Below are 21,240 nucleotides of genomic sequence, written 5' to 3'. Positions count from 1 at the left end.
GCGTCTAGTCCGCCGGCCCGACGACGCACAACGGTTCAAGCGCCGCGCGCAGCTCGGCGGGCAGGTTCACGGGACGGCGCGTCGCGCGATCCACGTAGACGTGCACGAAATGCCCTTGCGCGGCGGGTTCGGCGTCGCCGTCGCGAAATAGCCCCACCTCGTAGCGCACGCTCGACGTGCCGAGCCGCGCGACGCGCAAGCCCGCGTCGATGCGATCGGGAAACACGAGCGGCGCGAAGTAGTTGCACTGCGTCTCGACGACCAGCCCGATCGTCGTGCCGTGTTCGAAATCGAGTACGCGCGCGCGGATCAGATACTCGTTCACGACGGTGTCGAAATAGCTGTAGTAGACGACGTTGTTCACGTGGCCGTAGACGTCGTTGTCCAACCAGCGCGTGGTGATCGGCAGGAAATGCGGATACGCGGCGCGGCCGGCGGGGGCGGGTTTGTTCATCGGACGTGGCGGTTGGTGGAGGCGAGGATCACAGCGACTCGGTCAGCATGCGGCGATAGTCGTCGGCGCTCGCCTCGCGCGGATTCGTGCGATGACAATGGTCGACCAGCGCGCCCTGCACAACCTTGTCGAACATGCTTTCGTCGACGCCCATCTGCCTGAGGCCGGTCGGCAGTCCAAGCCGCGCCGTCATGTCGAACAGCGCCTGCGCGAGATCCGCATGCTCGGGCACCCCCATCACGCGACGCATGCGCGCATAGCGACGCTCGGCCACCACGCTCGGCGCGCGCTCGTTGAAGCGCAGCACCGCGGGCAGCACGACCGCGTTCAGTGTGCCGTGATGCAGCGACGTGCGGCCGTTCATCTTCAGGCCGCCCAGCGGATGCGACAGCGAGTGCACGCAGCCGAGGCCCTTCTGGAACGCCATCCCGCCCTGCATCGACGCGCTCATCATGTTCAGGCGCGCCTCGCGATCGCTGCCGTCCGCGCACGCGCGCTCGATGTTGTGCCACGCGCGTTCGAGGCCGTCGAGCGCGATACCGTCAGCGGGCGGATTGAAGGCCGGCGCGAGGAAGGTCTCGATGCAATGCGCGATCGCGTCCATGCCGGTCGCGGCGGTCAGCCCCGGCGGCAGGCCGAGCGTGAGACCGGGATCGCACAGCGCCGATTTCGGCAGCAGATTCCACGAATGAAAGCCGAGCTTGCGGCCGTCGTTCAGGATCACGATCGCGCCGCGCGCGACTTCGCTGCCAGTGCCGGCCGTGGTCGGAATCGCGATCAGCGGCGCGACGGCGTCGGTGATCTTCGCGCTGCCGCCTTCGATCGTCGCGTATTGCGTGAGCGGCCCCGGATGCGTGGCCGCGATCGCGACGCCCTTCGCGAGATCGATCGACGAACCGCCGCCCACCGCGATCAGCCCGTCGCAGCGCTCGTCGCGATACACCTTGGCGGCCGCGAGCACCATTTCCTCGGTCGGGTTCGACGGCGTGTCGTCGAACAGCGGCACGTCGCCGAGCTTCAGCGCGTCGAGTGCCTGCCGCGCAATGCCGGCCGCGACGACGCCCTTGTCGCTGATCACCAGAGGCCGCTCGATGCCGATGCGCGTGCACTCGGACGACAGTTGCGACAGGGCGTCGTAGCCCAGATGAATATGGGTCAGGTAGTAGATGTAGGCCATGCCGTTTTCTCCCTGAGCGTGCGCTCATTGACCGCCGATTGACGTGGATGATCGGTTCGGTGATGCGTCGATGGATGTGCCGAGTCGTGTGGTGTCGCGTGCGTTGTGGGCTGTCTCCATGGTGGCTGTGATTTCTGCGTCGTCTGTGTGCTGGCCAACGTTGCGGCTCGATGGGCCGAACGCCTCACTGCCCCGGCCGCTCGACGAATTCGAACGGCAACCCGCGTCGCCGCATCCATTCGCCGAGCGCCTGGCCGGTGCCCGCGCGCCACGGCCGCAGCTTCGCGGGTTCGACGAGCCGGTATTCGAGCAGTTCGGGCGACAGCGCGATCGTCCCAGGCGCCTTCACGTGATACGCGATGATCAGCTCGTTCTTGCGGATGAATTCGTATACGCCGATCAGCTCGACCGACCCGGCGTGCAGCGACGTCTCCTCCATCACTTCGCGCGCGATGCCCTGCTCCGGCGTCTCGCCGTTTTCGAGGAAGCCGGTGATCAGCGCGAACATGCCCTCGGGCCACGCGGCATTGCGCGCGAGCAGGATCTTGCCCTCGTACTCGACGATCGCCGCGACGACCGGCAGCGGGTTATTCCAATGGACGTAGCCGCACTCGATATCGGGACAGCTCTGACGGACGCGGCCGCCCTCGTGGTCGGGGTCGGCGCGTTCGGTCAGGGGCTTCGCGCAGCGGGGACAGAATCGGTACTCGGTCATGGCGGGGGACGTCTCTTTGTTTCGTGTTTTCTGGCGGGGCGTAGTTGGGTGGCTTTGCGCGTGTGCCGAGTGGTGCATCGAGGCGCCGGTGGTAACTCGGGTTCCAGCAACCTCACGCGTCTTCCATCACGCGACGCACAGCTCACGCACGTCGGCGGCGAAACGCTCGACCGTGTCGGGCTGCGTGTCCCACGCGCACATCAGCCGGCAACCGCCGGCGCCGATGAACTCGTAGAACTTCCAGCCGCGCGCGCGCATCGCCTTCGCGGCATGCGGCGGCAACTGCGCGAACACCGCGTTCGATTCGCTCGCAAACATGATGCTCACGCCGGGGATTTCCTGCAACCGCGTCTCCAGCAGACGCGCCATCGCGTTCGCGTGACGCGCATTGCGCAGCCATACGTCGTTGTCGAGCAGGCCGAGCCACGGCGCGGAGATGAAGCGCATCTTCGATGCGAGCTGTCCCGCCTGCTTCAACCGATAGGCGAAATCGTCGGCGAGCGCGCGGTCGAAGAACACCACCGCCTCGCCGACCGGCAAGCCGTTCTTGGTGCCGCCGAAACACAGCACGTCGACGCCCGCGCGCCATGTGATTTCCGACGGATGCACGTCGAGCGCGGCGACCGCGTTCGCGAAGCGCGCGCCGTCCATGTGCACCTTCAGATGACGACGCTTCGCGATCGCCGCGATGGCGCGCACTTCCTCGACGCTGTAGACGGTGCCGACCTCGGTCGACTGCGTCAGCGTGACGATCTTGGGCTTCGGATAGTGGATATCGGCGCGCCGCGTGATGATGGACTCGATCGCATCGGGCGTGAGCTTGCCGGCGATGCCCGGCGCCGTGAGCAGTTTCGAGCCGCCCGAGAAGAACTCGGGGCCGCCGCATTCGTCGGTCTCGATGTGCGCGAGTTCGTGGCAAATCACCGAGTGGTACGACTGGCACAGCGACGCGAGCGCGAGCGAATTGGCCGCCGTGCCGTTGAACACGAAGAACACTTCGCAATCGGTCTGAAACAGGTCGCGCAGACGGTCGCAGACCTGGTTGGTCCAGGAGTCGTCGCCGTAGGCCGGCTCGTGGCCGCTGTTGTTGGCGGCGATCAGCGCGTCGAGCGCTTCGGGACAGATGCCGGCGTAGTTGTCGGACGCGAAATGTTGCATGGTCGAGCGACGCGCCCGGCGACAGGCGCGAGGGAATGACGGAAAGCGGTCATTTTAGTGCGCCCGTGCGAGATTTGTTTTCGCGTCTTGGCTGCAACCGCAATCCGGCATGCGGCCACGGCGCGGGCCACGCGGCACGCGCGTCACTGCGATCAGTCCCGCTGCCCCCGCCAGCAGCGCGCCCGCGGCGAGCCACAGCGCCAGCGAAAACGACCCCGTGTGCGCGGCAATCGGCGCGGCCACCAACGGACCCGCGATCTGACCGATGCCATAGGCCGCCGTCGCATAACCCATCAGCCCGGCCGCGTCGTCGCCGCGCAGACGCCGCGCCTCGCGCATCGCGAACAGCGTGATCGCGGTGAACGGCAGGCCGATCAGGATGCTGCCGAGCGAGAACCCGCCCGCCGTCGGCCATACGATGCCCAGCGCGATGCCGAGCGCCTGCAGCACATACGAGCCCGCGAGCAGCGCGCGGTTGTCCCAATGCACGGGCAAACGCGCGGCGAGCAGCGCGCCGACGATCAGCGCCGCACCGAACATCGGCCAGAACAGGTCCGGCCACGCCGAGCCCGGCAACGCGTGGCGCGCGATGACCGGCAAAAAGGTCGCGGTGATGATGTAGCCGAAGCCCGGGATACCGTAGAGCAGAACCAGCCAGAACGCGTCGGTGCGGTGGACGGCATGACTCGTCTGAATGCCGGCCGTACGAGGCGGCTGGTTTGCGCTGGCGCGCGATCCGGTGGCGGGCTTTGCGGTTGCGGAGCTTGCAGCGGCAGGCTTCGCTGTTCCCGCACGCTGCGCTTCGCCAAACACCGGCCACACCAGCACCGACAGCACCGCGCCGATCACCGCAAAGCCGATCCATCCGACCACCGCGCCATAGCCACCCGCGACGCTGACCAGCAAGCCGGTGCCGACGATGCCCACGCCCGGCCCCGTATAGATGACGCCGCTCCACGCCTGCGCGCCGAGTTCGGCGAGCCGCCGCAAGCCCCACTGCGACGCGAACACGAAGGTCCATGCGCTGACCGCGCCGGCGACGAAGCGCACCAGCGCCCACGCCCAGAACTGGCCGGTGACGCCCATCGCGAGCGTCAGCAGCACGGTCGCGGCGAGTCCGACGCGCACCATGCGCGCGGGCTCGACCCGCAGCGCCGCGCACGTCATCGCGCCGGCGAAATAGCCGGCGTAATTGAACGACGCGAGCCAGCCGCCATGCTGGATATCGATCTGCGGCTGGCCGAGCGCGGCGCCGTGCAGCATCAGCGGCAGCAGCGGCGTGAATGCGAAGCGCCCGATACCGAGCGCGACGGCCAGCGTGACCATGCAGGCGAGCGCCGCGCGCCGGGCGGCGTGCGGCTCGTGGAAGCGCGAGTGCGCGTGGGAAGCGAGATCGTTCATGATCGGACGGTCAAACGGCGATGGTATGAATCCATACTAGCTTGACCTTTGAATCACGAAAAATGAATAATTAGAATGTTATTCATCGCCAGGAGAGAATCATGGATCTGGCCGCTCTGACCATTTTTCGCGCGGTCGTGCGCGAAAACGGCGTGACGCGCGCCGCGGCGAAGCTCAATCGCGTGCAATCGAACGTGACCACGCGCATCAAGCAGCTCGAGGAGCAGCTCGGCACCGAGCTGTTCATCCGCGACGGCCGCCGCCTCGTGCTGACGCCGGCCGGCGAGACGCTGCTGCCCTACGCGGAACGGCTGCTCGCGCTCGCCGACGAGGCGCGGCACGCGGTGCGCGAGGATCGTCCGAGCGGGCGTCTGCGTCTCGGCACGATGGAAAGCGTCGCGGCGACGCGTCTGCCGGGCCTGCTCGCGCAATATCACCAGCAATGGCCGGCCGTCGAACTGGAACTGGAGACCGGTACGACCGGCAGGCTGATCGAGCGGGTGCGCGAGTTCGAGGTCGATGCGGCGCTGGTCGCGACGCCGCTCGATCCGGCCACGCTCGGCGATCTGTTCGAGACCGTGCCGATCTTCCGCGAGGAACTCGTGATGCTGACGCCGCGTGGTCATCGGCCGATCCGCGAAGTGCGCGACATCGCGCTATCGACGCTGATCGCGTTCGAGCGGGGCTGCGCGTATCGCGCGTATATCGAGAAGTGGTATCTGGAGCACGGCACGCGGCCGCAACGGGTGCTGGAGCTCGGCTCGTATCACGCGATCGTCGCGTGCGTGGCGGCCGGCGCGGGCGTCGCGGTCGCACCGCGCTCGGTGCTCGATCTGGCGACCGACACGAGCAATATCGCGGTGCACGAATTGCCCGATATCGGCATGATCGATACGCTGCTGGTGTGGCGACGCGGGCATTTTTCGTCGGCGCTCAATGCGTTGCGACGCACGCTGGTGGCGTCGCAGGAAGGGGCGGCCGAGGTGGATGCGGTGGCGTCCGCGGATGCGAATGTGGTCTGATCGTTGAATCCGCCCCGGCAACCAGGTTCGACGCAACCCGGTCGGCTTCAGCAAAAGCGAAGGGACCACGCAACGCGCCGATCCTGCTGGCGCACCGCGTGGCCCCTTCGTCGAACCCGGCTCGACTTCGCGTCGAGCCGGACTCAACCGACCATCAGAATCAAAGCTGCCCTTCGACCCAGCCCTTGACGCCCGCGAGCGCCGCCGGCAGGTTGGCCGGCTCGGTACCGCCGGCCTGCGCCATGTCCGGACGGCCGCCGCCCTTGCCGCCCACCTGCTGGGCCACGAAGTTGACCAGTTCGCCCGCCTTGACCTTCTTGCTGGCGTCGGCGGTCACACCCGCGATCAGGCTGACCTTGCCGCCTTCCACCGACGCGAGCACGATCGCCGCGCTCTTCAGCTTGTCCTTGAGCTTGTCGACCGTTTCGCGCAGCGTCTTCACGTCCGCGCCTTCGAGCGTCGCCGCGAGCACATGCACGCCGCCGATTTCGATCGCCTGGCCCGCGAGTTCGTCGCCCTGGCTCGACGCCATCTTCGACTTCAGCGCGCCCAGTTCCTTCTCGAGCGCCTTCACCTGGTCTTGCACCTGGCCGATGCGCTGCGTGAGTTCCGCCGGTTGTGCCTTCAGCGCGGCCGCGGCCGCGTTGACGCGCGCTTCGAGCTCCTGCACGTAGCGCACCGCGTTGTCGCCCGTGATCGCCTCGACGCGACGGATACCGGCCGCGACGCCACCTTCCATCACGATCTTGAAGAAACCGATGTCGCCCGAGCGATTCACGTGCGTACCGCCGCACAGCTCACGCGAGAAGCCGAGGTCGAGCACGCGCACTTCGTCGCCGTACTTTTCGCCGAACAGCGCCATTGCGCCGCCCTTCACCGCCTCGTCGTACGACATCACACGCACGATGCCGGGCGCGTTCGCCAGCACTTCGGCGTTGACGATTTCCTCGACGCGGCGGATCTGCTCGTCCGTCATCGGCGCGTTGTGGGCGAAGTCGAAGCGGGTCTTGTCGGCGTCGACGAGCGAGCCCTTCTGCTGCACGTGCGAACCGAGCACTTCGCGCAACGCCTTGTGCATCAGGTGCGTGGCCGAGTGGTTGCGCGCCGTGCGGGCGCGGCGCACCGCGTCGATTTCGGCCTTGACGATGTCGCCGAGCTTCAGCGTGCCCTGCTCGAGCGTGCCGTGGTGGCCGACCACGTCGGCCTGAACCTTCAGCGTATCGACGACCGCAAAGCGCGTGCTGGCGTTCGCGAGCACGCCCTGGTCGCCGACCTGGCCGCCCGACTCGGCGTAGAACGGCGTGTGATCGAGCACGACGACCGCCTGCTGGCCGGCCTGCGCCTGCTGCACCGACGCGCCATCGACGTACAGCGCGACGACCTTTGCGTCGTCGAAGACGATTTCTTCGTAGCCGTGGAAGGTGGTCTTCGCGCCCGAGTATTCGAGGCCCTGCGCCATCTTGAACTTGCCCGCCGCGCGAGCCTGCTCGCGCTGACGCGCCATCGCGTCGTCGAACGCGGATTCGTCGACCGTCACTTCGCGCTCGCGGCAGACGTCCGCGGTCAGGTCGAGCGGGAAGCCGTAGGTGTCGTGCAGCTTGAACGCGAGTTCGCCGTCGAGCGTCTTGCCGCTGGTTTTGCCACCTGCGGCGTCGAGATCGGCCAATGCGGCCTCGAGAATCGACATGCCGTGCTCGATCGTCTCGAAGAAGCGCTCTTCTTCCTGACGCAGCACGTCGGTCACGCGCTGCTCGGCCTGCTTCAGTTCAGGGTAAGCGTCGCCCATCTGCGCGACGAGGTCGGCGACGAGGCGATGGAAGAACGAACCCTTCTTGCCGAGCTTGTAGCCGTGGCGGATCGCGCGGCGCACGATACGGCGCAGCACGTAGCCGCGGCCTTCGTTGCCCGGAATCACGCCGTCGACGATCAGGAACGAGCACGCGCGGATGTGATCGGCGATCACCTTCAGCGAGTTGTTGCCCAGATCGGTCACGCCGGTTTCGCGGCCAGCGGCTTGAATGAGCGCCTGGAACAGGTCGATCTCGTAGTTGCTGTGCACGTGCTGCAGCACCGCGGCGATGCGCTCGAGGCCCATGCCGGTGTCCACGCATTGCTTCGGCAGCGGCGTCATGTTGCCCTGCGCGTCGCGGTTGAACTGCATGAACACGAGGTTCCAGATTTCGATGTAGCGGTCGCCGTCTTCCTCGGGCGATCCCGGCGGCCCGCCCCACACGTCCGGGCCGTGGTCGTAGAAGATTTCCGAGCACGGGCCGCACGGGCCGGTGTCGGCCATCTGCCAGAAGTTGTCCGATGCGTAGCGCGCGCCCTTGTTGTCGCCGATGCGGACGATGCGCTCGACCGGCACGCCCACTTCCTTCGCCCAGATGTCGTGCGCTTCGTCGTCTTCCTGGTAGACGGTGACCCAGAGCTTGTCTTTGGGCAGCTGGTAGACACCGGTCAGCAGTTCCCACGCGTAGTGGATCGCGTCGCGCTTGAAGTAGTCGCCGAACGAGAAGTTGCCGAGCATCTCGAAGAACGTGTGGTGACGCGCGGTGTAGCCGACGTTCTCGAGGTCGTTGTGCTTGCCGCCGGCGCGCACGCTGCGCTGCGCTGTCGTGGCCCGCGAATACGGACGCGATTCCGCGCCGAGGAACACATCTTTGAACTGCACCATCCCCGAATTGGTGAAGAGCAGTGTCGGGTCGTTGCCGGGCACGAGGCTCGACGAACGGACGATCGTATGGCCCTTCGATTCGAAGAACTTGAGGAATTTCTCGCGGATTTCAGCGGCTTTCATAGCGGGCGGGGGACGGTCCTGACGGTTCCTGACGGAGACTGGCGGTCGGTGGGATGCGCCAACTTTCTGTTTCTTTAAACGACTGATTATACGGGATCGGCAAGCGCGCGCGGCACTGCGCGCCGCCTGGTTGGCGCTCGCTTGTCCGATCGTCCGATCCGCGCCATGACGTTCGGCTGACTGCGCCCGCGAGCGCGAATCGCTTAAGATGACTTCCGCGAAACTACGCGCGAAATAACGCATGGCAGCTCGCCGCGCGGCCTGCAACCATCAGGAGACATTCAGGAACATGGGCGCTCTCAGTCACATCCGCGTGCTGGATCTCACCCGCGTGCTCGCCGGTCCATGGTGCGCGCAGACGCTCGCCGATTTCGGCGCCGACGTCATCAAGATCGAACGCCCCGAGGTCGGCGACGACACCCGCCACTGGGGGCCTCCCTATCTGAAAACGCCGGACGGCGCGGACACGCGCGAGGCCGCCTACTATCTCGCGGCGAACCGCAACAAGCGCTCGGTCACGCTCGACATCGCGTCGCCCGAGGGTCAGCGGATCGTGCGCGAACTGGCCGCGCAAAGCGACGTCGTGCTCGAGAACTACAAGGTCGGCCAGTTGAAGAAGTACGGCCTCGACTATGACTCGCTCAAAAAGGTCAAGCCCGACCTGATCTACTGCTCGGTCACGGGCTTCGGGCAGACCGGCCCGTATGCGCAGCGCGCCGGTTACGACTTCATCGTGCAGGGGATCGGCGGCTTCATGAGCATCACCGGCGAGCGTGACGGTCAGCCGGGCGGCGGCCCGCAGAAGGCCGGCGTCGCGATCGCCGACCTGATGACCGGCATGTACTCGACGATCGCGGTGCTGACCGCGCTCACGCACCGCGACCGCACGGGCGCTGGCCAATACATCGACATGGCGCTGCTCGACGTGCAGGTCGCGATGCTCGCCAACATGAACTCGAACTACCTCGCGAGCGGCCAGCCGCCGGCGCGCTGGGGCAATGCGCATCCGAACATCGTGCCCTACCAGACCTTCCAGACCAGCGACGGCTGGATCATCGTCGCGGTCGGCAATGACGGACAGTTCCGCAAGTTCGTCGAAGTGGGCGGCCGCCCGGAACTCGCCGACGACGAGCGTTTCGCAACCAACCCCGCGCGCGTGCGCAATCGCGAACTGCTCGTGCCGATGCTCGCGGACATGGTCCGCCTGCAGGGCAAGCAGCAATGGATCGCGGCGCTCGAAGCGGCCGGCGTGCCGTGCGGACCGATCAACAACCTCGACGAAGTGTTCGACAACGAGCAGGTGGTCGCGCGCGGTCTGCAGGTCGATCTGCCGCATCCGTCGGGCGGCACGGTCAAGCTCGTGCGCAATCCGATCACCATGACCGGCACGCCGCCGCAGGCGCTGAGCCATCCGCCGCTGCTCGGCGAGCATACCGAGCGGGTGCTGAGCGACGTGCTCGGATACGACGCGCAGACGATTGCCGAGTTGAAGCGCAAAGCGGTGATCTGATCGAGAAGGCGGCGAGACTCAGCGCATCGCCGTTAGCGAAGCCAGCCAGCCCCGCCCCTCGTCCCAATCGTCGAGACCGCTGTCGGCGTTGATGTGGCCGCGCGCGCCGATCCCGATCCAGCGGCTGCCCCACGCGTTCGCGCAGGTTTGTGAAAACGGCACGCCGCCATAAGGATCGTCGCTGCTCGCCACCACGATCGTCGCAAACGGCAGGCGGGTGAGCGGCACCGGCGCAAAGCCGCCCGCGTCCCTCGGGAAGTGCGCTTCGTCCGGATCGGGCACGGCGACCAGCAGCGCGCCGGCCACCTTCGCGAGCTGCGCCGCGCTTGCGTACTGCGAGGCCCAGAACGCCGTGGTCAGACAGCCGAGGCTGTGAGCGGCGAACACGACCGGCGCGTCCACGGCGTCAAGCGCGGCGGCCAGCGTACGGCACCAGGCGTCGCGTGAAGGGTGGTCCCAGTCCGGCATCTGCACGCGGACGACCGCGGGATCGAGCGCTTCCCAGCGCGTTTGCCAGTGGCCTGGGCCGGAGTCCAGATAGCCCGGCAGAACGAGTGTGGTTGGTTGGTGTTCGCTCATCGTGCTTCCCCGTGTTCGGCTTATCGCCCGCTCGCGGGATAGCGCGGCGGGCCGTCTACCGTATCACGCGTGCCACGCCGCCACCACGGGGATCGCTCGCGGGCTCGGGTGTCGTGCCGTCCACGCGGATCATCTGCACGTCGCCGTTGAACGCCTGCTGCTCGACCGTAAAGCCGAGCGCCTTCAATTGCGTGGCAAGCTCATCCGGCGCGGGACGGTACGGCTCGAAGTAGATCGTCTTTGGCGGCAGCAGCTGATGATGGAAACGCATCGCGGCGAGCGCGTCCGTCGGTGACATGTCGAAGTCGTACAGATTCGTCATCACCTGGAAGATCGTCGTCAGGATGCGAGAGCCGCCGGGCGTGCCGATCGCTAGCGCGATCTTGCCGTCCTTCAGCAGCAGCGTGGGCGTCATCGACGAAATCGGGCGGCGGCCCGGCGCGATCGCATCCGGCTCGGCATCGGCGGCGCCGGGTGTCGACGCCGCGCCCGTCGCGCCAGCGCCGGCTGGCTTGATCACGAAATCGTCCATCGCATCGTTCAGCAGGAACCCGCCGCCGTCCACCACGACGCCCGAGCCGAAATCGCCGTTCAGCGTGTAGGTGTTCGACACCGCGTTGCCCCATTTGTCGACCACCGAGAAATGCGTGGTTTGCGCCTTCTCCGTCGCCGCGCCGCCGTCGACACCGGGTTTCACCGTCGCGGCGGCCGGCGCTTCGTCGGCTTTGACTTCGGCCGCGCGCTGCGCGAGGTAGGCGTCGTCGATCAGCTTCGCGACCGGCACCGGCGATGCGTCCGGGTCGCCGATATGGCGCTGCCGGTCCGCGAACACGCGATCCTCGATCTGCGCGATCAGATGGATGTACGGCGCTGAATTCAACGCAAGGCCGTCGAACGCCGGCTGCAGATCGGCCCGCATCTTCAGCATCTGGATCAGCCCGAGGCCGCCCGAGCTCGGCGGCGGCGCGGTGATCACGCGGTAGCCGTGCCAGTCGGCCGCGAGCGGCTCGCGCCACAGAGCCTTGTACTGGCTCAGATCCTGGCTCGTGATCAGGCCGTGGCCGTACATCTGCGCGGCGATCATTTGAGCGGTGCGGCCCTCGTAAAACTCGCGGCCGCCGTCGCTCGCGATCCGCCCCAGCGTCTGCGCGAGTTCCGGTTGGCGCAGCATCGCGCCCGCCTTCAGGTTCGCGAAGTAGGCGTCGAAATTGGTTTTGCCGGCGAAACTCCTGGCGGCCGCGTCGCGTCGCTGCTGCAGCCGCGGGTCGACCTGAAAGCCGTCGGTCGCGTAATGGATCGCGGGCGCGAGCACCTGCTTCCATTTGAGCTTGCCGAAGCGCCGCTGCGCTTCCCACATGCCATCGACAGTGCCCGGCACGGCCGCCGCGCGATGCCCGACCGTGCTCATGCCCGGCGCCACGTTGCCCTTGTCGTCGAGGTACATGTCGCGGGTCGCCTGCTGCGGCGCGCGCTCGCGATAGTCGAGAAAATACGGCTTGCCGTCGACCAGCAGCGTCATGAAACCGCCGCCGCCGAGGTTGCCCGCATCGGGCCGCGTGACGGCGAGCGTGAAGGCCATCGCAACCGCGGCATCGACCGCATTGCCGCCTGCGGCGAAGATCTGCTGCGCGGTGTCAGCGCTGTAGCTATCCGGCGCGGCGACTGCCGACGCATCGAGCGCCGGCTTCGGCGCCGGTGTTTTCGCGGCGGCGGACAGCGGCGCGGCCACGTTCACGGCAAGCGCGGCAAACCAGGCCGAAGCGAGCACACGACGGTTACGGCAAGAAAATCGGGCGCTAGCCAAAGCGCGGGCAAAGGGCGCGCGAAACGCGCCGTGCGTCGGGACAGACATCCGAGAAAACTCCGGCAACGAGGCGAGCATGGCGCACGAGCAGCGGAGCCTCGTGCAGGAAGATGAAGGACAGCGTGGACGGCTCGGGCAAGCCCGCCCCGCGCGAAGGCCCAGCACAGGCGCGCGGGCCGCGCGCAGCAGCGCATCCTAAGTCGGCGCGTCGCGCGTCGCCAACCCGTTTTACCTCCTGTTACAGCCCCGCGCGCCGGCTTCCCTGACTCCGGCAGCCGCGCCAAACCCACTGCGCCGTTGGCTGCGCGCCGCAACCACCTGCCGCGAACGGGCTCGTCAGGTAGAATTGACGGCTACACGGGCGCATTGCGCGCCCCCACGGACTCTCATCTTCTCGCATGAATATCGAACGCAACGACGCGCCCGCGGCATCCAATTTCATCCGCAACATCATCGACGACGACAACCGCACCGGCAAATGGAGCCAGCGCGTCGAAACGCGCTTCCCGCCGGAGCCGAACGGCTATCTGCACATCGGTCACGCAAAGAGCATCTGCCTGAACTTCGGCGTCGCGCGCAGCTACGGCGGCGTGTGCCATCTGCGCTTCGACGACACCAATCCGGAGAAGGAAAGCGTCGAGTACGTCGAGTCGATCATCGACTCGGTGCGCTGGCTCGGCTTCGAATGGGAAAAGGACCGCACCGAGCATCTGTACTTCGCGAGCGACTACTACGACAAGCTGTACGAGTTCGCGGAGCTGCTGATCCAGCGCGGCAAGGCTTACGTGGATAGCCAGTCGGCCGAGGAAATCCGCGCGAACCGCGGCTCGGCCACCGAAGTCGGCACGCCGTCGCGCTTCCGCGAGCGTTCGGTCGCGGAAAACCTCGACCTGTTCCGCCGCATGAAGGCGGGCGAGTTCAAGGAAGGCGAGCACGTGCTGCGCGCGAAGATCGACATGTCGTCGCCGAACTTCAACATGCGCGACCCGGTCATCTACCGCATCCGCTTCGCGCATCACTACCGTACCGGCGACACCTGGTGCGTGTACCCGATGTACGACTACACGCACTGCATCTCGGACGCGCTCGAAAACATCACGCATTCGCTGTGCACGCTCGAGTTCGAAGATCACCGCCCACTGTACGACTGGATCCTGAACGAACTCGCCGAGGCCGGTGTCTTCGGGCGTCCGCTGCCGCAGCAAATCGAGTTTTCGCGCCTGAACCTGACCTATGCGATCACCAGCAAGCGCAAGCTGCTGCAACTCGTCAACGAAGGCCATGTGGAAGGCTGGGACGACCCACGCATGCCGACCATCGTCGGCGTGCGCCGGCGTGGCTTCACGCCCGAGTCGATCCAGCTGTTCTGCGAGCGCATCGGCGTGACCAAGGTCGACTCGTGGATCGACATGAGCGTGTTCGAAGGCGCGCTGCGCGACGATCTCGACGAGAAGGCGCCGCGCATCGCCGCCGTGCTCGATCCGGTCAAGCTGATCATCGACAACTTCCCCGAACGCCTCACCGAGCCGTGCCACGCACCGGTGCATCCGCATCATCCGGAACAGGGCCTGCGCGAGTTTCCGATTTCGCGCGAGCTGTGGATCGAGCGCGAGGACTTCACGCAGACGCCGCCGAAGGGCTACTTCCGCCTGTTCCCGGGCAACAAGGTGCGGCTGCGCTACGGCTACGTGATCGAATGCACGCACGCGGACAAGGACGAGAACGGCAATATCGTCGCGGTGCACTGCAACTACTTCCCGGACAGCAAATCGGGCACCGAAGGCGCGAACAATTACAAGGTCAAGGGCAACATCCACTGGGTCAGCGCGGCGGCCGCGTGCCCGGCCGAAGTGCGCATCTACGACCGGCTGTTCAAGGAACCGCAACCGGACGCCGGCGGCCGCGACTTCCTCGAAGCGCTGAATCCGGACTCGAAACGCGTGGTCCAGGCCTACCTCGAAACCGGCGCGCGCCATGCGCTGCCGGAGCAGCGCTACCAGTTCGAGCGCCACGGCTACTTCGTCGCCGACCGCGTCGATTCGAAGCCGGGTAAGCCCGTATTCAACCGCATCGTCAGTCTGCGCGACAGTTGGGGCAAGCCGGCCTGAGCCCGCGCCAGCGAGGGCCCGGCGTTGCGGGCCCATCCGGGTTGCCGGATGTTTCGATCGACACTCACTGCGCGCTCGCCTGAGCGCGCCGGTCCGGGAGGTCCGATGAAGGTTGCAGACCGCCACGGGGAAGGGTCTGAAAGCAGGGTTCGCGTCGCACGGAGCGCGTGCGGCTCACGCTTCCCGCGTCTGCTGCGCGGCATGCACAGCGTGCTGCTTACGCTGGCCGCCTGCGGCGTGCTCGCGTTCACCGGTCCCGCCCGCGCGGATGAACTGACCGGCACGCTGAGAAAGATCCACGACGACGGCGTCGTCGCGATCGGCGTGCGAGAGGCGTCGATCCCGTTCTCGTACTTCGACGGCAAGCGCACGGTCGGCTACTCGCAGGCGATCGCGATGCAGATCGTCGATGAAATCAGGAAAACGCTCGGCATGGCGCAACTGCGGGTTCACGAAATCACGGTAACGTCGTCGAACCGCACGCCGATGCTGCTGAACAACCAGATCGATCTCGAATGCGGCTCGACCACGCACACGGTCGAGCGCGAAAACGTCGCCGCGTTTTCAGACAGCTTTTTCCAGTACGCGGTGCGCATGATCACGCGCAGGAACAGCGGCATCACCGATTTCCCCGATCTGGCCGGCAAGCCGGTCGTGACGACCGCGGGCACGTCCGACGAGCGCCTGCTGCGCAGCCTCAACACCGACAAGCAGCTGAACATGCGCATCATGAGCGTGCGCGACCATCAGGAGGCCTTCAACGCGATGAAGGACGGTCACGCGGTGGCGTTCGTGATGGACGAGCCGATCGTCTACGGTTTCAAGGCGACCGACCCGCATCCCGACGATTTCATCGTGACGGGCACGCCGCTTGGCTACGAGGTTTATGCGTGCATGTTCCGCAAGGGCGACGAGCCGTTCCGCGCGCTCGTGAATCGCGTGATCGTGCGCTCGCAGACGTCCGGCGACGCCGAGCGTCTGTATCGGCAGTGGTTCACGCAGCCGATTCCGCCGCATGGCATCAACGTCAATTTCCCGCTGTCGGAGCAGAACCGCGCGTTGTTCGCGCATCCGAACGACCACGCGCTCGATTGAAGGCGGCGTGCGCCGTCTATAGCGACCGGTGCAACTCCGTGAGCGACAGCGTCGTCTCGAAGAGCCGCGTCAGACTACGGCTCGCATAGCGCGGCACCTCTTCGATCGACGCCCAGCGGTAATCATCCATTTCGGGGATCAGCGTGCCGTCCGAGCGGCGCGGAAACAGCGACGTGCAGGTGCACGTGCTCAGATCGAGCTCGCCGGCACCCGCGCGCGCCGCGAACAGATGCAGGTCCTTGTCGCGCCGGTAGACGAACAGGCCGAGATCCTTCAGCCGATCGGCCTCGAGCGCGATGCCGGTTTCCTCGACCATCTCGCGCAGCGCCGTCACGTGCGGCGCCTCGCCGGCCTCGCCCTGGCCTTTCGGGATGTCCCAGTGCGTCGTTTCGGTGGCGTGCGCGAGCAGCACGCGTCCGTCGGGATCGAGCAGCACGATCCCGCACGAGACGATTCGCGGGCTCATCGCGCAGCCTCACTGCATGCACCTCTCGCGCCGCGCTCACGCATGCTCAACGCTTCTGCAGCTGCCAGGCGCCACCTTCCTTGCAGAAGTTCGGACGCAGGTTCATCGATTGCCCTTTCGCATTGAGTACGACCCCGAGGGTGCGGCAGGTGCGTCCGCCGTCGGTCGAGGTGCTGTCCATCGAGATGGTCGCGTCGATCTTCACGCTATTGCCGGTGCCGTCGTTGACCCACGTGAAGCTCTCGCCGTCCTTCCTGTCATTGAGCGCGCTCATGACCGCATGCTTGATCGAGTCGTTGTCACGCTGTCTCATATAGGTGATCGGCGTGTCGCCCAGAAAGCCGAGGTTCGCGGCTTGCGCGCCGATCGCCGCACCGAGCAGGAGGCTCGCGGCACTGAGGTGGAACAGCACACGGGTTCGCGTCGACACGTAGAACTCTCCTCGAAGTGTGCACGGCGCGCACGGGCGCACGGCGGCTTTTGATCCTGACCTCAAAAGCATAGCATGCACACTTCGGCAGGCAGCGCGCCATCGACGCGGCCATCAACGCGCGGCGGCCGTCCCCTGCAGGCGGAACGTGTTGACGACGTCGCGCAGCATCTGCGCCTGCTCCTGCATCGACTGCGCGGCGGCCGCCGCCTGTTCGACCATCGCCGCGTTCTGCTGGGTGGTCTCGTCCATCTGCGCAATCGCGAGATTGACCTGCTCGATGCCGCGGCTCTGCTCGTCGGACGCGGCGGAAATCTCGCTGATGATGTCGGTCACGCGCTTCACCGCATCGACGAGCGACTCCATCGTGCCGCCCGCCTTCTCGACGAGCGTCTTGCCGCTGCCGACGCGCGCGACCGAATCCTCGATCAACGTCTTGATCTCCTTGGCCGCGTCGGCGCTGCGGCGCGCGAGGTTGCGCACCTCGCCCGCGACGACCGCGAAGCCGCGGCCCTCCTCGCCGGCGCGCGCGGCTTCGACGGCCGCGTTCAGCGCGAGGATGTTGGTCTGAAACGCGATGCTTTCGATCACGCCGATGATATCGACCACCCGCGCCGAGCTCGCCGCGATGCTCTGCATGTTCGCGACGACGTGCTGCACGGCCTCGCCGCCCTCGCCCGCGAGCTGCGACGCCGAGCGCGCCATGCGATTGGCCTGCAGCGCGTTGTCGGCGTTCTGCTTGACGGTCGCCGTCAGCTGCTCCATGCTCGCGGCCGTTTCGCCGAGCGACGACGCCTGCTGTTCCGTTCGCGCCGACAGATCGAGATTGCCCGCGGCGATCTCTTCGGCCGCGACCGTGATCGTTTCGGTGCCGCCGCGAATGCGCCGGATCGCGTCGGCGAGGCGGCTTTGCATGCGCTGCATCGCGAACAGCATGCTTTCCTGATCGTCGCCGGCCAGCGTGACCGGGCACGACAGATCGCCGTCGGCGATCGTCTGCGCGACGCTCGCCGCATAGGCGGGCTCGCCGCCGAGACTGCGCTTCACGTTGCGGATGATCAGCACGAGCGCGAGGGTGCTGAAGCTGCCGATCACGAGGATCGTCAGCAGATAGCGCAGCAGGTCGGCGCGGAACGCCGCGTCGATGTCGTTGACGTAGACACCCGAAATCAGAAACCAGTCCCACGCGGCAAAGCGCTTGACGAAGCTGATCTTCGGCACGCGCTCGTTGTTGCCGGCGAGGCGGCCCATGTAATCGACGAAGCCCTGCCCGTGCGCCTGCGCGACCTTGACCATTTCGACGAACAGCAGCTTGCCGTCGCTGTCCGCGTAGTGCGACACGTCCTTGTTGCGCAGATCGGCGAGCATCGGATGCATGATCACGACCGGCGTGGCAGTCGACACGATCATGTAGCCGCTGCCGGGGTAGCGCATCGCGGAGAGTCGCGCCAGCGCCTGCTGCCGCGCCTGTTCGGGCGTCAGCTCGTGCTGGTCGGCGCGCTGCGCGTAGTCGGCGACGATGCCGTACGCGCTTTCCACGACGTTCTGCACCGCCGACTTGCGCTCGGCCAGCATCGTCGCGCGCGACTGCCATGCGGCCCAGCCGCCGAGGCCGAGCAGGCCGAGCCACGTAATCAGCAGCGCGAGCCAGAGTTTGGTGTTGAGGCTAAGTCGGTTCACGCTGATTCCCCCATCGCGGCGCGTCACACGGTTCTGTTGAATTAACGGCGCCGCGCGCGATTTCCTGAGTCGGGAAACACCCGAAGCGAGCCGTACGAACACGCGACAACCTGGCAGCCACCGGGCGCGCAACATGGCACAAAAACAAAAAGGGTTACAGGCGCGAAACCTGTAACCCTTCGATGATTCTGGTACGGCAGGAGGGGCTCGAACCCCCGACCCTCGGCTTAGAAGGCCGATGCTCTATCCAGCTGAGCTACTGCCGTATGGATCGACATCTGCATGAAACCGGCACTCGCGGCGAGCCGCCCGATTTCCCACAAACTAAAATTCTAACTGAGCTGCAACTAACCGGGCCCGGATTATAACCGATCGCCCGGCGCGCTCAGACCGGCTGCGGATGCAGCATGAACCAGCCGAGGAACAGGATGCCCGCGATCGCGCAGTACGCGCCGAACGACGCGAGACGTCCGCGGCCTTCGAAATAGCGCATCAGGAAACGCACGCTCAGGTACGCTGCGATCGCGGTCAGCACGCCGCCGAGCACCGCGTCGGCAAGCTGGCTCGGCGCGTGAAGCAGCTTCGGCAGTTCGAGTACGCCAGCCGCGAAAATGATCGGCGTGCCGAGCAGGAACGAAAACTCGGCGGCTTTCTCGGTGGTGAGGCCGGCCGCATTGCCGGCGATCATCGTCAGGCCACTGCGCGAGAAGCCCGGAATCAGCGCGCCGATCTGCGCGAGGCCGACGAAGAAGGCCTGGCGGAACGTCAGCTTTTCCGGCGCCTGATGCGCGCGCGCGCGTTGCAGACGATCGCCGAACCACAGCAGCGCGCCATTCACGATCAACGCAATCGCGACGATCCGCAGATCATGAAAAAGCGCCTCGAGGCGCTTTTCCAGCACGAGACCGACGAGGCCCGCCGGAATCGTACCGATGATCAGCGCCCACATCATGTGACCGTCGTCGTTGCGGCGACCGCCGAGCGACGCGAAGAAACCGCGCACCAGCGCGTACCAGCGCGCGCGGAAGTACCACAGCAGCGCGAACGCGGTGCCGAGATGCAGGGCGACGAGGAACGGCAGCAGTTGCGGCGCATGCTTGTCGATATGCATGTCGAACAGGGCTGGCACGAGCAGCGTGTGGCCAAGGCTGCTCACCGGAAACAGTTCGGTAACGCCTTGCAGCACGCTCAGAAAAATGAGAAACGACAGGTTCACGCGGCGGTCCTTGTAAGCAAAGTGTCGGGAACTGCGCGCCGCACAAAAGGGGGAGCCGGCGCGTCAAAGGCGCACCGATTATGCCTGGCTACACACCCAGCGCCAAGCGGTTAGGCCACATTCGGAGAAATATTGACGCGCCGCGTCACAACTCGACACCGTTGTTACGCGAGAGCAAGAAAGCGGGCGGCGGATTCGTCGCGCGCGTGCTGCGAAAGCAGGGAATGAAACCAGCGGATCAGCGCTTGAGAGAGTGGAAGAAGTAATACGTGCTGGCGGTGAATATTCCGAATAAGCCCACCGCCATTGCCATTGCGAGATCCATGATGCCTCCTGAGCCGATTCGCCCGGGAGTCGGATGGACCGGACGCTCCGACGGATTATCAATAGGATTCGCCCTTTTCCGACACCCGCAATTTCCCGGGAAGGGTTTCCCCGTAGCGCAAAGCAGCGCAAAATCGCGGTTTCGCCGCGCGAGACGCAGTCGCAGCGAATGGCGCAAAACGCCGCTTCGATGCAGATGCAACGGCCGACCCACGCGGCCGCTTTGCACGACCCTCAACCTCTATCTGGCTAGCTATTGACCATGCCCCTCTCCCCGGAACAGGACATTCTCGAGATCGCCCAGGACGCCTCGGTGCTCCGTTTTTCGCCGCAAGCCGGCGGCCGTCTGCTGTCGTGGACGATCGACGGCGAAGAGGTGATTCACTGGCCCGAGCACGCCGACTGGAGCGTGCCCGCGCGGATTCGCGGCGGCAATCCGCTGCTGTTTCCATTTCTCGGCCGTCATCGCGTCGACGGCAAGATCGGCTATTGGCGTGACGCGCGGGGCACCGTGCGCGAGCTGCCGATGCACGGCTTCGCGCGCGACCTGCCGTTCGAGCCTCACGCCGACGTGCATGGCGCCGGCCTGCGGATGGTTCTGACCGACAGTGAAGCGACCCGCGGCTCCTATCCGTTCGGCTTCCGCTTCGGGGCCGCCTACGAGCTCATCGATCCGCGCACGCTCGACGTGACGCTGACCACCACCAATACCGGCGACGCGCGCCTGCCCTACTACGCCGGCCATCACTTCTACTTCACGCTGCCGCACACGCAGCGCGCGCAAACGACGCTCGAACTGCCGCGCACCGAGCGGTGCCGTCAGCTCGAGGACGGCTCGATCAGCCCCGCCGAGCCGGGCGAAGCGAGCTACACGCTCGACGAAGACCGGATCTACGATCGCTTCCATTGCCTGACCGGCACGCCCGATCGACCGGTGAGGGTCGAGGCGCCGGGCATCGATCGCGTGATCACGATCGATCTGCAGCGGCCCGGCTCGGTGCCCTGGTACGCGGTGACGACGTGGACTGAAACGCCGCAGTCGGACTTTTACTGCGTGGAGCCGTGGCTCGGGTTGCCCGATGCGATCCACAACGGCCGAGGTTTGCGCTGGCTCGAGCCGGGACAAACCGAAACGGCGGCACTGCGCATTACCGTCGAGAAGACCAGCTGATACGCCGGCGCCGGCGGCGAGCCGCTCGAAGCGGCCGCCCGCCACTTCGCCCCCCTCGCCGGGGGGCGCAACACAAAACCGTTAGAATCGAACGCTTTGTCTGTCTGTGCCGCGTGATCGGGATCAGCGCGCG

The 21,240-nt window shown here is 66.3% G+C and carries 17 protein-coding genes and 1 tRNA gene; 5 read left to right on the top strand and 13 right to left on the bottom strand.

Features of this window, described 5'->3' with window-relative positions; translation table 11 throughout:
• Positions 1-4: 4 nt before the first annotated feature.
• From F6X40_RS12255 to F6X40_RS12235, 5 genes are all read right to left on the bottom strand, one after another.
• Positions 5-454 carry an acyl-CoA thioesterase gene (locus F6X40_RS12255; protein WP_184071712.1) on the bottom strand — a complete coding sequence of 150 codons (450 nt, stop codon included), beginning with the start codon at positions 452-454 and terminating at the stop codon, positions 5-7.
• A 28-nt stretch (positions 455-482) separates the two neighbouring features.
• Positions 483-1,631, bottom strand: coding sequence for an iron-containing alcohol dehydrogenase (locus F6X40_RS12250; protein ID WP_187628028.1), 1,149 nt, complete (start codon positions 1,629-1,631; stop codon positions 483-485).
• Positions 1,632-1,815: 184 nt separating this feature from the next.
• Positions 1,816-2,346: an NUDIX domain-containing protein gene (locus tag F6X40_RS12245; RefSeq protein ID WP_187628027.1), complete on the bottom strand. Its 531-nt coding sequence runs from the start codon at positions 2,344-2,346 to the stop codon at positions 1,816-1,818.
• Between the two features lie 126 nt (positions 2,347-2,472).
• A complete protein-coding gene (locus tag F6X40_RS12240; RefSeq protein WP_187628026.1) occupies positions 2,473-3,504 on the bottom strand; it encodes a threonine aldolase family protein in 1,032 nt (343 codons plus the stop codon).
• 54 nt (positions 3,505-3,558) lie between these two features.
• Positions 3,559-4,905: a YbfB/YjiJ family MFS transporter gene (locus F6X40_RS12235; RefSeq protein ID WP_187628025.1), complete on the bottom strand. Its 1,347-nt coding sequence runs from the start codon at positions 4,903-4,905 to the stop codon at positions 3,559-3,561.
• Between the two features lie 101 nt (positions 4,906-5,006).
• Between F6X40_RS12235 and F6X40_RS12230 the strand changes: the two genes are divergently transcribed.
• Positions 5,007-5,927: a LysR family transcriptional regulator gene (locus tag F6X40_RS12230; protein WP_184071704.1), complete on the top strand. Its 921-nt coding sequence runs from the start codon at positions 5,007-5,009 to the stop codon at positions 5,925-5,927.
• A 160-nt stretch (positions 5,928-6,087) separates the two neighbouring features.
• On the opposite strand, the gene alaS is transcribed toward F6X40_RS12230, so the two are convergent.
• Positions 6,088-8,724 carry an alanine--tRNA ligase gene (gene alaS / locus F6X40_RS12225; protein ID WP_187628024.1) on the bottom strand — a complete coding sequence of 879 codons (2,637 nt, stop codon included), beginning with the start codon at positions 8,722-8,724 and terminating at the stop codon, positions 6,088-6,090.
• Positions 8,725-9,013: 289 nt separating this feature from the next.
• Here alaS and F6X40_RS12220 point away from each other — a divergent pair, with 289 nt between their 5' ends.
• On the top strand, positions 9,014-10,234 hold the full coding sequence (locus F6X40_RS12220) for a CaiB/BaiF CoA transferase family protein (RefSeq protein ID WP_187628023.1): 1,221 nt from the start codon (positions 9,014-9,016) through the stop codon (positions 10,232-10,234).
• Between the two features lie 18 nt (positions 10,235-10,252).
• Here F6X40_RS12220 and F6X40_RS12215 read toward each other — a convergent pair whose 3' ends face one another.
• Both F6X40_RS12215 and ggt read right to left on the bottom strand, forming a co-directional pair.
• A complete protein-coding gene (locus F6X40_RS12215; protein ID WP_184061461.1) occupies positions 10,253-10,813 on the bottom strand; it encodes an RBBP9/YdeN family alpha/beta hydrolase in 561 nt (186 codons plus the stop codon).
• A 55-nt stretch (positions 10,814-10,868) separates the two neighbouring features.
• Positions 10,869-12,665, bottom strand: a complete 1,797-nt coding sequence (gene ggt, locus F6X40_RS12210) for a gamma-glutamyltransferase (RefSeq protein WP_187628022.1) — start codon at positions 12,663-12,665, stop codon at positions 10,869-10,871.
• 350 nt (positions 12,666-13,015) lie between these two features.
• Here ggt and F6X40_RS12205 point away from each other — a divergent pair, with 350 nt between their 5' ends.
• Positions 13,016-14,725: a glutamine--tRNA ligase/YqeY domain fusion protein gene (locus F6X40_RS12205; protein ID WP_187628021.1), complete on the top strand. Its 1,710-nt coding sequence runs from the start codon at positions 13,016-13,018 to the stop codon at positions 14,723-14,725.
• Positions 14,726-14,830: 105 nt separating this feature from the next.
• Positions 14,831-15,820 carry a transporter substrate-binding domain-containing protein gene (locus F6X40_RS12200; protein WP_410452410.1) on the top strand — a complete coding sequence of 330 codons (990 nt, stop codon included), beginning with the start codon at positions 14,831-14,833 and terminating at the stop codon, positions 15,818-15,820.
• 16 nt (positions 15,821-15,836) lie between these two features.
• Here F6X40_RS12200 and F6X40_RS12195 read toward each other — a convergent pair whose 3' ends face one another.
• The 5 genes from F6X40_RS12195 to F6X40_RS12175 form a co-directional block, all read right to left on the bottom strand.
• The gene (locus F6X40_RS12195) at positions 15,837-16,286 is read right to left on the bottom strand and encodes an NUDIX hydrolase (RefSeq protein WP_184047748.1); all 450 of its coding nucleotides are present in this window, start codon (positions 16,284-16,286) and stop codon (positions 15,837-15,839) included.
• A 46-nt stretch (positions 16,287-16,332) separates the two neighbouring features.
• The gene (locus F6X40_RS12190; RefSeq protein WP_187628020.1) at positions 16,333-16,716 is read right to left on the bottom strand and encodes a hypothetical protein; all 384 of its coding nucleotides are present in this window, start codon (positions 16,714-16,716) and stop codon (positions 16,333-16,335) included.
• Positions 16,717-16,830: 114 nt separating this feature from the next.
• Entirely contained in the window at positions 16,831-18,396 is a 1,566-nt protein-coding gene (locus F6X40_RS12185) for a methyl-accepting chemotaxis protein (RefSeq protein WP_187628019.1), read from the bottom strand.
• Between the two features lie 189 nt (positions 18,397-18,585).
• Positions 18,586-18,662, bottom strand: a tRNA-Arg gene (locus F6X40_RS12180).
• 119 nt (positions 18,663-18,781) lie between these two features.
• Positions 18,782-19,612 carry an undecaprenyl-diphosphate phosphatase gene (locus F6X40_RS12175; RefSeq protein WP_184071686.1) on the bottom strand — a complete coding sequence of 277 codons (831 nt, stop codon included), beginning with the start codon at positions 19,610-19,612 and terminating at the stop codon, positions 18,782-18,784.
• A gap of 586 nt (positions 19,613-20,198) precedes the next feature.
• Here F6X40_RS12175 and F6X40_RS12170 point away from each other — a divergent pair.
• Complete coding sequence (locus F6X40_RS12170) at positions 20,199-21,107, top strand: aldose epimerase (RefSeq protein WP_187628018.1); 909 nt, start codon at positions 20,199-20,201, stop codon at positions 21,105-21,107.
• Positions 21,108-21,240: the final 133 nt, after the last annotated feature.

Source organism: Paraburkholderia sp. UCT31 (genome assembly GCF_014397655.1).
Lineage (GTDB): Bacteria > Pseudomonadota > Gammaproteobacteria > Burkholderiales > Burkholderiaceae > Paraburkholderia > Paraburkholderia tuberum.
Note: the sequence above shows the minus strand (reverse complement) of the source record. Positions and strands in the feature narration are given on the sequence as shown.

Coding starts and splice junctions, on each gene's coding strand:
- F6X40_RS12255 (WP_184071712.1), bottom strand. CDS start 454: ATGAACAAACCCGCCCCCGCCGGCCGCGCCGCGTATCCGCATTTCCTG.
- F6X40_RS12250 (WP_187628028.1), bottom strand. CDS start 1,631: ATGGCCTACATCTACTACCTGACCCATATTCATCTGGGCTACGACGCC.
- F6X40_RS12245 (WP_187628027.1), bottom strand. CDS start 2,346: ATGACCGAGTACCGATTCTGTCCCCGCTGCGCGAAGCCCCTGACCGAA.
- F6X40_RS12240 (WP_187628026.1), bottom strand. CDS start 3,504: ATGCAACATTTCGCGTCCGACAACTACGCCGGCATCTGTCCCGAAGCG.
- F6X40_RS12235 (WP_187628025.1), bottom strand. CDS start 4,905: ATGAACGATCTCGCTTCCCACGCGCACTCGCGCTTCCACGAGCCGCAC.
- F6X40_RS12230 (WP_184071704.1), top strand. CDS start 5,007: ATGGATCTGGCCGCTCTGACCATTTTTCGCGCGGTCGTGCGCGAAAAC.
- alaS (WP_187628024.1), bottom strand. CDS start 8,724: ATGAAAGCCGCTGAAATCCGCGAGAAATTCCTCAAGTTCTTCGAATCG.
- F6X40_RS12220 (WP_187628023.1), top strand. CDS start 9,014: ATGGGCGCTCTCAGTCACATCCGCGTGCTGGATCTCACCCGCGTGCTC.
- F6X40_RS12215 (WP_184061461.1), bottom strand. CDS start 10,813: ATGAGCGAACACCAACCAACCACACTCGTTCTGCCGGGCTATCTGGAC.
- ggt (WP_187628022.1), bottom strand. CDS start 12,665: ATGTCTGTCCCGACGCACGGCGCGTTTCGCGCGCCCTTTGCCCGCGCT.
- F6X40_RS12205 (WP_187628021.1), top strand. CDS start 13,016: ATGAATATCGAACGCAACGACGCGCCCGCGGCATCCAATTTCATCCGC.
- F6X40_RS12200 (WP_410452410.1), top strand. CDS start 14,831: ATGAAGGTTGCAGACCGCCACGGGGAAGGGTCTGAAAGCAGGGTTCGC.
- F6X40_RS12195 (WP_184047748.1), bottom strand. CDS start 16,286: ATGAGCCCGCGAATCGTCTCGTGCGGGATCGTGCTGCTCGATCCCGAC.
- F6X40_RS12170 (WP_187628018.1), top strand. CDS start 20,199: ATGCCCCTCTCCCCGGAACAGGACATTCTCGAGATCGCCCAGGACGCC.